12 protein-coding genes and 1 pseudogene are annotated in these 13,675 nt (G+C 61.6%); 6 read left to right on the forward strand and 7 right to left on the reverse strand.

Annotated elements, in window-relative coordinates; all coding sequences use genetic code 11:
* Positions 1-74 precede the first annotated feature (74 nt).
* The 3 genes from OG326_RS15275 to OG326_RS15285 all read right to left on the reverse strand — a co-directional run bounded on the left by OG326_RS15275 (position 75) and on the right by OG326_RS15285 (position 3,236).
* A complete protein-coding gene (locus OG326_RS15275; protein ID WP_327145291.1) occupies positions 75-815 on the reverse strand; it encodes a class I SAM-dependent methyltransferase in 741 nt (246 codons plus the stop codon).
* Positions 816-906: 91 nt separating this feature from the next.
* A complete protein-coding gene (locus tag OG326_RS15280) occupies positions 907-1,593 on the reverse strand; it encodes a tRNA-dependent cyclodipeptide synthase (protein WP_327145292.1) in 687 nt (228 codons plus the stop codon).
* Between the two features lie 35 nt (positions 1,594-1,628).
* Positions 1,629-3,236 carry a class I adenylate-forming enzyme family protein gene (locus tag OG326_RS15285; protein ID WP_327145293.1) on the reverse strand — a complete coding sequence of 536 codons (1,608 nt, stop codon included), beginning with the start codon at positions 3,234-3,236 and terminating at the stop codon, positions 1,629-1,631.
* A gap of 769 nt (positions 3,237-4,005) precedes the next feature.
* Here OG326_RS15285 and OG326_RS15290 point away from each other — a divergent pair.
* On the forward strand, positions 4,006-5,247 hold the full coding sequence (locus OG326_RS15290) for an FAD-dependent monooxygenase (RefSeq protein WP_327145294.1): 1,242 nt from the start codon (positions 4,006-4,008) through the stop codon (positions 5,245-5,247).
* A gap of 552 nt (positions 5,248-5,799) precedes the next feature.
* Here the strand turns inward: OG326_RS15290 and OG326_RS15295 are convergent.
* The 4 genes and pseudogenes from OG326_RS15295 to OG326_RS15305 form a co-directional block, all read right to left on the reverse strand.
* Positions 5,800-6,267, reverse strand: a complete 468-nt coding sequence (locus OG326_RS15295) for a MarR family winged helix-turn-helix transcriptional regulator (RefSeq protein WP_327145295.1) — start codon at positions 6,265-6,267, stop codon at positions 5,800-5,802.
* A 368-nt stretch (positions 6,268-6,635) separates the two neighbouring features.
* Positions 6,636-7,154, reverse strand: a pseudogene (locus tag OG326_RS43020) (transposase); the annotation flags it as partial.
* Between the two features lie 45 nt (positions 7,155-7,199).
* Entirely contained in the window at positions 7,200-7,568 is a 369-nt protein-coding gene (locus OG326_RS43025; RefSeq protein ID WP_442790962.1) for a transposase, read from the reverse strand.
* Positions 7,569-7,725: 157 nt separating this feature from the next.
* Positions 7,726-8,577 carry an alpha/beta fold hydrolase gene (locus OG326_RS15305; RefSeq protein WP_327145296.1) on the reverse strand — a complete coding sequence of 284 codons (852 nt, stop codon included), beginning with the start codon at positions 8,575-8,577 and terminating at the stop codon, positions 7,726-7,728.
* Positions 8,578-9,154: 577 nt separating this feature from the next.
* Here OG326_RS15305 and OG326_RS15310 point away from each other — a divergent pair.
* The 5 genes from OG326_RS15310 to OG326_RS15330 all read left to right on the forward strand — a co-directional run bounded on the left by OG326_RS15310 (position 9,155) and on the right by OG326_RS15330 (position 13,675).
* A complete protein-coding gene (locus tag OG326_RS15310) occupies positions 9,155-9,490 on the forward strand; it encodes a transposase family protein (RefSeq protein ID WP_327145297.1) in 336 nt (111 codons plus the stop codon).
* 29 nt (positions 9,491-9,519) lie between these two features.
* Positions 9,520-10,032 carry a transposase gene (locus tag OG326_RS15315; RefSeq protein WP_327145298.1) on the forward strand — a complete coding sequence of 171 codons (513 nt, stop codon included), beginning with the start codon at positions 9,520-9,522 and terminating at the stop codon, positions 10,030-10,032.
* Positions 10,033-10,441: 409 nt separating this feature from the next.
* Positions 10,442-10,786, forward strand: coding sequence for a transposase (locus OG326_RS43030; protein WP_442790963.1), 345 nt, complete (start codon positions 10,442-10,444; stop codon positions 10,784-10,786).
* Positions 10,787-11,102: 316 nt separating this feature from the next.
* Complete coding sequence (locus OG326_RS15325; RefSeq protein WP_327145299.1) at positions 11,103-11,834, forward strand: hypothetical protein; 732 nt, start codon at positions 11,103-11,105, stop codon at positions 11,832-11,834.
* Positions 11,835-12,916: 1,082 nt separating this feature from the next.
* Entirely contained in the window at positions 12,917-13,675 is a 759-nt protein-coding gene (locus OG326_RS15330; RefSeq protein ID WP_327145300.1) for a TauD/TfdA family dioxygenase, read from the forward strand.

Here is a 13,675-nt window from a genome sequence, read left to right on the forward strand (position 1 = left end):
CCCGACCGGACGGATATCGGCTCGGCTATTGTTGTGCCACTACATATTTCGTGTCACCTCGGGACATCGCTTGCCTAGTGTTTGGTCGCGGTCAGGATGAGGCTGGTGGGGTTCTCGGCGCAGCGCGTCGCACGTTCGAGATCCGCTGGCGCCACCGAGTCTCCGATGGTCACCGGCGCCCAGCGCACATCGGCGAATCCCGCCTCGCGCAGCACGTCCAAGATGGTCGCGGTGGGCCAATGATGCACTTCGATCTCGGTCGGCGGATTGGTCATCACCGCCACCTTGAACTTGTCGCCTTCGCGCGCATTCTCCGGCCGATACGTGCGGAAGCCTGCGGCCTCTTCGGACCGGGCACTGGCATCCGCGTTCCCGCTCAGCACCACCAGCCTGCCGCCCACAGCCAGATTGGCGTACATGACCTTCGCCATGGTCGCCATCGCCGGGCGGCTGTCGGCGTAATGCAGGACGTGCACGGCGGTGACGACATCGAATTCCCCGAGTATCGGCATGGCTTCCAGGTCGTAGACGTGGTATTCGATGCCGATCGGCTCGCGCTGCTCGGTCTGTTCCGCCAGTGCGATCATCCCGGCGGAGAGATCGGTGCCGACCACGTGTGCCGCACCGAGTTCCTTGATACGACGGGTGAATCCACCTTCGCCGCAGCCCACATCGAGCACCCGGGAATTCTGCAGTGCGCCGAGCGCACGCTCGAACGAGGGCCAGTCGAGGTTTTCTCGCACGAAGTGGATGATCGCCTCCAACTCGTCGAAGTTGGCCGCGATCTGGTCGTACTGGTCCACCTGTTCGGACATCGGTATCTCTCCTTGTGTGAGGCTCCTACCGGAGCGTTCGAAATCGTTGCGAGCACGCGGATGCCCGTGCTGTCGAGTTCTATTGCAGCGGTTAGAAATTCAGACGCTGCTCGGTGAGCACGTCCATCGAGCGGATCGTCGCGTAGCCCTGCCCGGACTCGGCTCGGAGCGAGTGTTCTCCGGAAAAGATGACATCGGCCAGTGGCAGGGGCTGGTGATAAAAGTTCAGCGAGGCGTCGACGTCGAACATCCGGCGTGACGATACGAAGAAGGGCAGCTCTGCAATCAGATACTTCATAGCTTCGACGATCTGTGCGGCGGAGAAATCGCCGTCGGCGCCTTTGGAGGCGAGTACATCCCGCGTCGTCTCCTCGCAGGCGGCGCGCAGCACCGGATCCGAACCGACCTGCCGGGCGCAATGTTCCAGAGTGCTGGCGTACACCGGATCGGAGGACAGCTCGGACATGCGGTGTATGCCGTCCATGCTGCGCGGGCCACCGATTTCGTCCCAGGCGCGTACGACCCGATTTCTGAGCACGTTCGTTTCTGCGCGGGCCTTCTTGGCCGCTTTCTCCGGCTCGTACCCCAGTGCCTGGAAGGTATGCCGCAGTGATTCATCGGGAATGACGACGTCGATTTGGCGGAACTCGCTGCGCAGCCATCCGAAAATGACGCGTAATCGATCCACGTTGAAGTAGCTGTTCCCGGGGCTCACCCCGAAGACGACGTGGTGGCGTGATTCCCACACCACATTGCACGAGTGCGTCAACGGCTCCACGGTGAAGCCGTTTCGCTCGATACTTAGGGTGCTGCTCATGTCCAGCGCCCCGACCCCGGAGTGGCGACTGTGTCGAGATACCGCCGGCGCAGCTCCTCACGGACGATCTTGCCGGTGGCGGTGCGCGGCATATCGGCGGCCGCGATCACCACCGGCTCGGACAGCTCCGGCAACCCGGTGCAGGCGCGCGTCCAATCGTCGTCGTTCAGCCGGCCGCCACGGGACGCTACGATGGGCAGCGGTGGTCCGTCGGGCCTGGGCAATACCGCGACGTCAATTCCCTCGGGGAGCCTGTCGACGAGGGTATCCTCGAATTCCAGATACCCGATCCCCGAGGCCGCGTTGACCTCGCGATCAATAATTCTCAATGCCCCGGTCTGGGTCAGAATTCCGAGGTCCCCGGTATTCCACCAGTCGCCGATGACCTTCTCCGCCCAGCGGTCCATTTCACCGTAGTATCCGGCGCACCTAGCCTTGGTCTTTGCTAATACCAAACCGGGGCGCCCACGTTCTACAGGCGCGAAGCTTTTTGGATCCACCACTTTCAGCTGGACGAATCCTGGCATCGGGCGCCCTACTATGCGGGGTCCTGGCTTGTGATCACGGGGTCGGTTCGCCGATCGACGTGAAATGACCGTCATGCCCATGCCGCCGGTCTCGGACTGGCCGTAACCTTCGCGCCAGAGTGGAAACGGGTGCCCAGTGGCATTGAGATACCTTCGAATAACCGGCCATCGCACCGCATCGAAGTTCCCGACGAAAACCCGGACATCCGAGAACGGGTTGTCCGCTCCCGTGCGAAGCAGCGGTTCCATCGATGTGTAGTCCATCGGCAGCGCTTCGACGAACGTCGGTTTATTCACCCGGAACATTCGGTCCACGACGTCGGGCACATTATCGTCCATAAGTAGCACTGTCGCCGGTGACAAGGTCAGGACCGAATATATCCATGTAAAGGCGCGGGCGTGGACATAGGGCGTGAACATTGCGACAACGTCATTCCTGCGGAACGTCAACGGCGGAAAATGCCGGCATTCCAGCCGCGCCATCTGTTTCTGAATTGTCGAGGGAGGGAATATGACCAGCTTCGGCAGTCCCGTGGTGCCCGACGTGTGCGTCAGCATGAGCAGCTGGTCGTCGCGCCGGGCGACAGCCGCGCGGCAGGGCTCGGATCTGATGTCCAGGAAACTCCGCGCATGCGGTGCGACGCCGTTGACGCTGAGAATTCTCCCTTTGAGGTCGGGAAAGTGCTCGGGCGATATGTCCGCGCGTTCGATTCGTGATCCGTCGCTGACGATGGCCGTCGGCTCGACACGGCGGATGAGGCCGTGCACGGCTTCCTTCAGGAGCATCCCCGAGAGCATGACGGGGACGGCGCCTATTCGCGCGGCCGCCGCTGCCAGCAGAATACAGTCGAAATGATTAGCCTTGTAGACCACCACTCGATCGCCGGATTTCACGCCGACTTCGTTCAGCACCCCGGCAGTGTCTCTGACCAATCCGGCCAGGGTCGGCAAATCGAGCGATAATCGTTTCTCCCGATCGATATCCAGGGGCCTGGAGAGATGGAATGTTATGGGTTTGCCGGTTTTGCTTCTGTGCTCGAACAGCTCACCCAGGCCATAGGCCCAATTTGGCTTCATTGATCAACTTCTCCTACACGCGTGGGTATTTGTGGAGATTCGATTTCCGTCACTGTCGCAACTGTGTGCTATAGCACGTCAAGGATGCCGAATCGCTGTCGATTCGACGTGCGCACATCGGATTGGGCTGGAAGGAATGAATATCAGTCCGACCGGCGGGAAATAGGCAACGATGAGTCAGAACGGGCCCCGCGCAGGCCCAATGATATCAACCCACCCTGATTTCGAGTCCCCCTCGATTCCTGCTTTGTGCATAGACCGTGCTAATTGCAACGATTAAATCTATACCTTTGCTAATAGCGCTCTGTCAACGTCCGTGGGCGGATCTGCGGTTAGCCCGCGGACGTGCTCTTTGCGTCGAATCGGATGCAAATCACCATGCTATTGACTGGTAAATTCGGATCTACCAGCATTTTCGGATGGAAATATTTCTGGTAACTGTGAGATTGCGGCAGCGATGTCAGGTGGCCGATCACATCTTGTGACAGTGCCCGATCTGACGCGTCTGGCCAACGTGCGATGCCCGAATGTTCCTATGCCGCAAAGTGTTCAGCGGAAGGTCTGTCGATGCGCCCCGAACTGTGTGAAATAGGTTCTGTCGCAGTCTGTCTGACCTGCACTGGCGGGGGAGAGGAGTAGGGTCGAGGTGACTTCAAGGTGCCCGTCGCCGGATACGGTGACGGATTCGTATGACGGGTATGGGGTTGTGCCAGTGCATCAATCGCTGAAACACTGGCCGAGATCAAGGTGGCCTGTGGGAGGGAGCTTCATGTCTGGATCGGTTCATGCGTTGGTCTGCGGCGGCGGTATCGCGGGCAACGCGGTTGCGCTGCAGCTGCTGCGCTCGGGCATCGACGTCACCGTCGTCGAACGCGCGTCCGCGCCCCGGCCCGGCGGGCAGGGTGTCTCCTTGCGCGGCGCCGGCCGCGCGGTGGCCGAGCGGATGGGTTTGATGCCGGGCATCCGGCGCTATCAACTCGACGAACGCGGAATGGTGGTGGTCGACGAGCGCGGCCGCACACTGGCCAGCATCTCCGCTGAGCAGTTCGGTGGTGACCGGTTCCTCGCCGATATCGAACTCAACCGTGGTGATCTCAACCGGGTGCTGCTCGAAGAGATCGCCGCGCTTCCGGTCACATCGGGCGTGCTCGATTACCGGTACGGCGAATGGGTAGAGGAGCTCGATCAGGACAGCGAAGCGGTGAAGGTACGCTTCGCCTCCGGTGCCGTGCACAGCTTCGATGTCGTGATTGGCGCCGATGGCCTGCACTCGGAGGTCCGTGAGAGGGTATTCGGCCCGCGTGAGCATTTCACCGAATACCTCGGTGCTTACGTCGGATTCTTCACCATGCCTACGCCACCGGCGACGATGCTGGAAACCGCCTGGGGCGGTGTGTATCCGGTGCCGGCGAACGCGGTCGGCATGCGACCCCATCGCGATCCGTCGAGCTCTACGGCGATCATCAACATGCGCATGCCCGTGGACGAGAACCTGCGCGGAGATACCGCACGCCAGCAGCGACTGATCAGCGATCGGCTGGCCGGGCACGGCTGGGTGGTTCCGGCGATGCTTGACGCCATGGCCGACGCGCCTGACTTCTACTTCGACGAGATGATCCGGGTGCGGATGCCGAGCTGGTCGCGCGGCCGGATCGTCCTGCTCGGGGACGCCGCCTACTGCGGTTCACCGATGACCGGACTCGGCGCCACCCTCGCTCTGGTCGGCGCCTACCTGCTCGCCGCCGAAATCTCCACGACACCGGACAATCTCGCGCGGGCCTTCGACCGTTACGAGGAACTATTGCGGCCGCTGGCATCCGGCGTGCAGAAGGGCACTGAGGTCATGGTCCGACTGCTACTGCCCCGCACCCGCCCGGTGCTCACGCTGCTGCTCACGCTGCTGGGGGTCGTGGTGTCACGGCCAATGGGCCCGGTTCGGACCCTGCTCACCCGGCTGCTCGGCACCCGCGGCGAGTATCGGCTGCCAGATTACCCGAGCACCGCACCCTGAGCGGATGCGCTGTGAGATCAGTCTTCGACGTGGCAGGTGGCCGGTCTTGCGCGCGTGCTGGTCGATGTCTAGGAGGTCGCGGTCGCCCTGACCGAGTCCGCCGACGATTACCTGCGAACGATATTCCGGCCCGTGAAAACCCGGCATTCGAGCAGTTCGTGTTTGGTTACCGCTCGCGGTGTCGTCACTGACAGCGATTTTGCTCGCGGACCGGCGAAATTGCCTGCGGTGTCAGCGATTCGGCGCCCCTACGGCGTGTGCTGGAACACCCCGCACTCAGATCGAGTGCAGCGCGGGCCCTCCGCCTTCGAGGGCGTCGATCGGATGTATCTCGCCCCGATACGCGAAGCCGTCACCAACGGGTCGAGCTGGCCAGTCAAACGAGGTTCGAGCATATTGTCGATCTGTCCGGAAGGCGTCGGCATAGCAGATGTCGTAGGCCGCCTGCGGCGGGGCCCGCGGAGCTGTCGCGGACCACGATCGTGGTACCGCCCCGGGGCGAATATGTGACAATCCACTGGAACGCTGTTGGGCTCGTGGTGACCGCGATTGTCAAGGTGATCGCTCTCCCGAGTCGCCCACCGGCACATCGGGTGTTGCGAGCCGGGCGAGCAACTGCCGGAAAAAGGTGGCGTCTGCTGTGGCCAGGGTTGTGTGCAGAAGTTCGTCCTCGGCGTCTCTGACGCGCTTCTTGACCGTCGTATACAGCGTGCGCCCGCTGTCGGTGAGCCCAACGGTGCGCTGGCGTTGATCCTGCGCCCGTGCTCGGACGACCAGACCGCGGGTGGCCAGTTCGTCCAGATGCCGGCCTAATCGGGTGGGGTCGCGCCGGGTGCGGCGCGACAGTTCGACCTGCGACACGACGCGCGTCGACACCAGCTCGCTCATGATCGCGTACTCCCACATTGACAGTCCCGCCTCCCGCAGCAGGGGTTCCTCCTTCGCCGCCAGCTGCGGCAGCACACGAAACATCAATGCGGCCAGATCCGGTTCCTCCCCGGTTTCTCCCTCCTCGGACATGGACACCCTTCCCGTATGTCGTCTACAGCGGTAGAGTATTAACTCTGTGCTCGGCGCGCTCAGTATCGCCGACTCGGAACCGGGCTCCGCGCATCTCGTCCGGTGATCGCAGACGGCGCCCGAGGTCGGCGATTCACTCCGGTCCGCGCCTCTACCGTGATGAGCATCAGGTTGCAAGGTCCTATGAAGTCACACCCCGCAGCATAGAATGGCAGGTCTAGGACTGTTTCTCGGTAGGGGCCAGCTTTGGGTGTTGTGTCCGAGTTACCCCGGTAGCGGTATCGCTCGATGGCGAGATCGCTGGGGTTGTAGAGCACGGATCCATTGTCTTCTGGGCGCTTGTTCGGTTTCTCGGTGAGGAACCGCCGTCAACCCAGGCGCGGGTGTCGTTTCTCGAGCCACCTCATCACCGCCCACCACGAGTAGTGGGCCAGGTAGCTGTAGGTGGTTTTGGAAACCGCGTGTCGTCCGTTCCGAACCAATCGAGCCCCGGACCTGTTCGGCGCGGGGCTCGCTCGGGGGTAATCAGGCCAGACTGATCGCATCAGCTTGGTTGACGACATGGACACTACAACAAACATCAGGTCTCGTACCGCTGCCGCATCGATCTGGGCACGCACACTGTTCGGTGGTGCCCGGTAGTCGAATGCCACTGGCCGTTTTGTCTCAGGTGGTAAGCCCCGATCACGGACCCACCGACGCAGCTCGGCGATGTCATAAGCCTTGTCCGCGTGCAGCTTCGACAGTTCGAGCCGCCGCGGACCACGGCGCGAGCGCACTGGCGGAATGGCCTTGACCAACGGCCGCAACGCTTCGGCGTCGTTGATATTGCCCGCCGAAACATCAACGGCCAGAAGGATTCCGGCGCGATCGGACAGCGCATGAGTTTCGAACCGGGTTTGCCACGATCGACCGGATTCGGCCCGGTGAGATCACCCCCTTTTCGCCCGCACCGACATCGCGTCGATCACCGCCCGCGACCAGTCGATCAAGCCTTGGTTGCCCAGCTCGTCGAGCACAGCTCGTTGTAGGCGATGCCACAACCCGACCTTGGTCCACACCGTGAACCGCTGGTGCGCGGTCGGCACGGTGATCCCGAACGACGGTGGCAGCATCCGCCACGCGCAACTGCTGGTCAGCACGTACACCACGGCGGCGAAAACCGCCCGCTGGTCGGTAGGTTCGGAGCCGCCGCCTTGCGTACGCGGGGCGAACTTCGGAAGCAATGGTTCGGTCAGCTCCCACAACTCATCCGGCACTAACCGGCGTGACAACTCATCGACCCCGGAGCTACAGGCCATGGGCGACTAACTCCTAGCGCTAGACGGAATGTTTTGCGCCGCTTCGGTAGCCAGCGTCAAATCTATCTGGTCCTGGCGGAGCCGAGTATTGCCGGGCCTGCCCTGCAGAGCACCCTCTGCAGGGCAGGTCAAGAGCTACGTCGGATGGGCCAGTTGACTAGCGCTGCAGGAATTCGATACTGGTGCGTTCGAAGGCGTCTTTGGCTTCTACGAATACCCAGTGCCCACATTTGGAGAGAACGTGCAGCTCCGCGCTGGGGATCAGCCGTAGTGGTACCTGTGCCATGTCCAGTGGGCACTGACGGTCGTCCTTGCCCCAGACCATTAATGTCGGGCACTGCACCTTGTGCAGCATCGACCAGTAGGGCGGTGTATTGGACTGGGCCTGCGCTTGTTCTTGTAGTGCAGCAGCTTTCGAGCCATACATAGCCTGCAACGTCTGCAGGGCATCGGGCTGAATGGCGGCCCGCCACCGTTCCTCGATGAGGTCCTCGGTAACCAGCTTCGGGTCGAACACCATGCAGTTCAACCAGCGAACCAGAGCCTCTCGGCTGGGGTTGTCGGCGAACTCCCGTAGCAGTCGGGTGCCCTCGCTCGGGCCTGGACTGAAGATGTTTGTGCCGACGCCGCCGATTGCCACGAGCTTGTCCACTCGGGCCGGATGTGCGATGGCGGCCATGACGCCGACCACCCCGCCCATCGAATTGCCCACCAGAGGAGCGGATTCGATGCCGAGGGCGTCCATGAACCGCAGAACCGAGTCGACAGCAGTGAGAACCGGATGCCCAGGCACGGGATCACTCGCGCCGAAACCTGGGAACTCGAGGATGTAGCAGTGAAAATGTTTGGCGAAGGCGGCGAGGTTTCCGCCGAAGTTGCGCCAGCCGTTGACGCCGATCCCAGATCCGTGCAGCAGGATCACCGGCGGCCCGTCGCCGGCCTCATGATAACGCAGTACCCCCTTGTCGGTGCGGACGGTTTTCAGCGTGTTCTCGTATGTCACATCCACAACAACAGATTAGAACGCGTTTCATAGCTCTGTTCGCAGGGTCTTGGTGAGCGGTCTGACGGCTGGGGCGACGATGGCAAGCTTCAGAAGTGCTGCTGGACAACCTGATCAGCGGAAACGCCTACCACGTTTGGGTTCGTCGCTTGAGTCGCTGGCGGAGAAAACTGTTGCTTTTTTGTGCAAGTTGAAAGGGACAGTCGGCACGGCTCGCTCAGTCCTGCCCAAGACGAGGCTTCAACTCCGATTGAGACTGCAACGACGCGGCGATCGCGCCAGCGGCCCAGGCGTAGCGGCCATGGAGGCGCAGCGCCAGGCGATTCGATGGTTTCCTCGAATACTAGATCCGGGGGTGGCGACTGGGTCGCACCCGGACGTAGGAGTCACGACCGTATCATTCACCCACAACTGCGACCACGATCTGTCACGTGGGGTGGTCGTGTCGACGACGCGCCAATCCTGGATCTGGCAGTCTTTCCGTATTGACCCAGTTCTAACCCTGCACGCGGTCTTCATGATTGACGATGGTGCGGTGCTCTGATAATGAACTGCTGACCGTCCGGCTGCCGCACCTGCCGCGTTGCGCATCGACACCGTGCATGCCGTGGGCACCGGGGTGCGCATCGAAGCCCGTACCGGCACCGATCCGGTCGAATGCCCCAGCTGCGGAATCGAATCGCATCGTGTACACAGCCGCTGTGACCGCTGGCTGGCCGACACCGCTCTCGCCGGGCGCGAAGTCCTGATCCGGCTACGGGTGCGCCGACTGTTCTGCGACAACCGTGACTGCGCCAGAAAGACTTTCGCAGAACAGGTTTCGGGGCTCACGACCCGACACGGTCGCCACCCCACGATCCTGCGACGAGTGCGCCGCGCGGTCGGACTGGCTCTGGGTGGTCGCGCGGTGCGCGCCTGACCGGGAACTTGGCTGCATCTGTCAGCCGGATGACGCTGTTGCGGCAGGTCCGAGCCTTACCCGATCCGGTCCGGCCGACACCGTGCGTGCTCGGGGTCGACGATTTCGCGCTTCGCCGAGGGCACGACTACGGCACCATCCTGATCGACATCGAATCCCGCCGTCCCGTCGACGTCTTGGACGATCGCCGGGCCGAATCGCTGACCGCCTGGCTGCGGGCGCATCCCGGCGTCGAGATCATCTGCCGCGACCGGGCCGGCGCCTACGCCGAAGGCGCCACCCTGGGCGCGCCCCACGCCCTGCAGGTCGCCGACCGGTGGCACCTGTGGCACAACGTCGCCGGAGCTGTCGAACGCACCATCGCCCGGCACCGTTCCGCGTTGCACGCCGCGCTCAGCATCGATGCCGACAACGAGCGCGGCGAACAACACGACCCCGACGGTCAGGCCCCGGCCACTGCGATGGCATTACCGTCACCGCAACAGCGCACCGACCGATGGGCAGTGCGTACTCGAAGCGTTACAACGATATTCACGCTCTGATCGACGAGGGCGAAAGCCTGCGTGGCATCGGCAAGCGCCTGGGCCTCGCGCGCGGCACGGTCCGGCGCTTCGCCCACGCTGACACCGACTGAGGAACTTCTGGTCAACAACGGCACTGGATACCGCCCCAGCCCGCTCGATGAATTCAAGCCCTACCTGCACCAACGATTCAGCGGCGGCTGCACTGACTCGACCGTGTTGTTCGCCGAGACCACCGCCCGCGGGTCATGGTCGACGACATCGCGGCCTCGGTGCGGTTCACCACGGTCGCCGTGCTACTGAGACGGGGTCAAGATCGTCCGCAAATACCTGCACCCATTCCGGGCCACCATGCCCGTCCCTCAGTCGCCACGCCACCCTCCATCACCTCGGCGCGTGGTCACCTGGATCATGAGCAATCCCAGCGCAATTGACGCTGCAGACCAGAAACGGCTCGACGCGATCCTGGCCGCGAGTCCACCGCTGGCGGCTCTCGCCCGGCCACGTCGGCGCGTTCGCGAGGATCATTTCTGAGCTGCGCGGGCGAGAACTGGAGCGGTGGATGGCCATGGTCGAGGCCGACGACCAACCGGCCCTGCATTCGTTCGTCCGTGGCTTGCGCCGCGACCAGGACGCGGTCACCGCAGGTTTGACTCTGCCTTGGAACAGCGGCCCGGTCGAAGGACAAGTCAACCGGATCAAGATGCTCAAACGACAGATGTTCGGCCGCGCCAAAACCGACCTGCTCCGGAAGCGAATCCTGCTCAGCGACTGAGGAATCCGACCAGCCGGAATCACGGAAAGAGTGCCAGATCCAGTTTTCACGTGCCGTCGACAGGTCGGTCCGTCGCATCGATTCGAGTACCGCTGCTCTTGCTGAAGCGATGTCGAACTCGCTAGTTGGTTCGCGCCGCCGAACTTGCGCGGCGCAGTGACACTTGCGGGTGGGCGCGCGGACAAATTCGTTGGAGATCGAAGTGGGCTATCCTCAGTGTAGTTAGCAATTAGAACGTGTTCTTGTGCATGAGAACTGTTGTGTACCTTCGGCATCGGGAGTTGCTGAGGGACACGCTGTACGTAGGAGGGGCGTCATGAGCGTGGAAATCGCCGACATGCTGGCTCAGTCAAGGCGGCTGCTGGACTCGGTCATCTCGGAGATCGGTGAGCCTGATCTAGGGGTGGGAGACGTGGCACGGATCAGTCCGGGGGAGGACTGGGGCATCGATTTGCAGCGACGGTTGCGGGGCGCGCGTGAGGAAATCGTGGTCGCTATCTCCGATCCGATACAGCTGCAACGGCAGTATCCGGTCGGGGAACTAGTGATACGTGAGATGTTGGCGGTCGGGACTGAGGTGAAGCTGCTGATGTCGTCGAAGTATGCCGACAGCCGAGATCGGGAAGCGCTGCTGGCAGGCTGTCCGCTCAGTGATCTGATTCGTGTCACCTACTCCGATTTCCGCAACACGATGATCATCGACCGCCGAGTCGCGATCGTGTGGGCCAGAGTCGGTGAGGCAGCCGAGGCTTACGTCTTCACGGAGAACACTTTGATGGAAGCGATCCATCGGCTAATGACGCAGACCTGGTCGTCGGCTCTGTCGCTGCGCGACCATGCAGATCTACAGCACAAGGAATTCGATGCGACGGCGATCTCAGTGGTCAAGTGCTTGAACGCCGGTGTTACAGACGAGGTTGCGGCCCGCATGCTCTCGGTTTCTCTGCGCACCTACCGCCGCTATGTCGCGGACGTCATGGCAAGGCTGGAGGCGCCGACACGGTTTCAGCTCGGGGTACGTGCGGCTGAACTCGGCCTGCTCCGATGATCATTGCGAGATGCCTGTGGGCGTGCGAGGCGACGATCGGTCAAGACTGGAACACATCCACAGGTCGGTCTCGTCGGTGATGTCGTGCGGCCCCCGGCCGGCTGGTGCTAGGTAGTGCAGGCTCTCCGTGAGCAGGTCCAGAATCGGATCGTCGCCTAGGTCGAACTGTTAGGCACCGAATACGTTGGCGGCCAGGCGATGTGAGCGAACGCTCGTGAGTGTGCTTGGTTGAGATTCTCGACCGAGTGCTTGATGTGATCCTCGGAGCTAATCGCGATCAGACGAGACGTCTTCGTCAACGGCGGCAACAAGATTGGCAGGGGGTGGACGCGCCGGCGTCGAAACATGGCAGTTTGCGGCCGGTTTCATCTCTAGCCCAAGGCAGGACAGTGTTCTAGTGTTGCGTGAAGCTGCCGGGAAGGAGGACCCGAGATGCGTTTTTGGATTGCAGCACAAGAACTCTCATGATCCATTCAACCTTGTTGAGAATGCCGGTTCGGCCGCTTCCGTCGGGTCCTACTCAACGGGATGTCATCCGTTGCGCCGCTGCGGATGCTCGTAGTCTGGCTGGACCGAGGTCGCTCGCGCGCCGCCGGCTCGTGGGCGCGGTGTCCCGGGGGGCACCCTTTCAACACGATAGGTCCGATCTGTCCGCTGCATACCATCAGTTGCGCTGTGTGTCGCCCGGGGACTGTTCAACTGCGGAAATGCTGCAGTTGAACATGTGACATTTCAGACAATCGCATGCACGTGTGTATTAGCTGTGGGGAGGGTCGGAACCATTTCTGATAATTCTCTTCTTTCTGTTCGGCTTGGCCATTGCTTTGTCCGAGGGAAGTGTTCAAAGTTTGCTATTGCTCAAGCTTCGAGGCTGGAAGTACTGTCGATATGGTGGACAACTTGTAAGAGGAAAGCAGACGCGAAAGGTGAAAACTTTTGCTTTAGGTCCAGTTCGTCCGGCCGGCTCCGCGTTCTTTTTGAACTGCGGTCACTGGGAATCGGCTGCCGGAAATCTATTTGGTCAACTACGCGCCTGCAAAGCCTGTGATTCTATATCGGTATCGAGTTGGGAAGTTTTGAGTATGGCCAATATGATCGAAATATCTGAAGAAGCATCATGTGGGGCCGGATGGCGCGATGAGTTTCGAACGAAGCTCGATAGATGTGGATTTGTAATCATCGAGCCGGGGGATGCGAATGATGTGAAGTTTGATGAATTAATGTCGGAGCTTGGCGATCCGGTGGTCTACGGATTTGGTACCAAGCTGTCCCTCGAGCCGCAGGAAGGCTCCGATAATCTGCAGTTCACCACCCGTGGGATGCCGTTGCATGCCGATTCGACCTTCAACGCAGGGCCGGCTGTCAAATATATAGGTATGCAATGCGTGAGGGCACCCGAGGTGGGTGGCGAGACGCTGATTGCAAGCGCGGCCGCCTTCTTCGCAAATGCTCCGGCGGATCTGATCGATACAATGCAGAATATCGTCGTCGAGTATAGGAATCGTATCGACGGCTACTACAAGGACCGCTCGGTGGGCGACCACCCGCGCGTCGATCCAATTCAGGTCGATCCTGAAAGCGGTGAAAAGAGGATTGTCATGGGTTTTACCGATCCTGACGATCCCATGCGAACTCACGATGCGATGGTGGTCGGCTACAGCGCTGAGGAAAGCGCGAAGTTGCTGCGCAGAATTGAAGCGATGCTGCATCTTCCGAGCGTGCTGTACGCACACAAATGGCGAGTCGGCGAGATCGTGATTCTAGACAACACTCGGGTCCTGCACGGACGTGGCGCATTCCCGAATCAGGCTCGCAAGCTGATTCGGCTATCGGTTGGTTGA

The sequence above is a fragment of the Nocardia sp. NBC_01327 genome, assembly GCF_035958815.1.
Classification (GTDB): Bacteria; Actinomycetota; Actinomycetes; order Mycobacteriales; family Mycobacteriaceae; genus Nocardia.

Excerpts from the sequence above, each read along its gene's own strand:
- OG326_RS15275 (WP_327145291.1), bottom strand. The coding sequence starts at position 815 with ATGTCCGAACAGGTGGACCAGTACGACCAGATCGCGGCCAACTTCGAC.
- OG326_RS15285 (WP_327145293.1), bottom strand. The coding sequence starts at position 3,236 with ATGAAGCCAAATTGGGCCTATGGCCTGGGTGAGCTGTTCGAGCACAGA.
- OG326_RS15290 (WP_327145294.1), top strand. The coding sequence starts at position 4,006 with ATGTCTGGATCGGTTCATGCGTTGGTCTGCGGCGGCGGTATCGCGGGC.
- OG326_RS15295 (WP_327145295.1), bottom strand. The coding sequence starts at position 6,267 with ATGTCCGAGGAGGGAGAAACCGGGGAGGAACCGGATCTGGCCGCATTG.
- OG326_RS43025 (WP_442790962.1), bottom strand. The coding sequence starts at position 7,568 with ATGGCCTGTAGCTCCGGGGTCGATGAGTTGTCACGCCGGTTAGTGCCG.
- OG326_RS15315 (WP_327145298.1), top strand. The coding sequence starts at position 9,520 with ATGACGCTGTTGCGGCAGGTCCGAGCCTTACCCGATCCGGTCCGGCCG.
- OG326_RS15325 (WP_327145299.1), top strand. The coding sequence starts at position 11,103 with ATGAGCGTGGAAATCGCCGACATGCTGGCTCAGTCAAGGCGGCTGCTG.
- OG326_RS15330 (WP_327145300.1), top strand. The coding sequence starts at position 12,917 with ATGGCCAATATGATCGAAATATCTGAAGAAGCATCATGTGGGGCCGGA.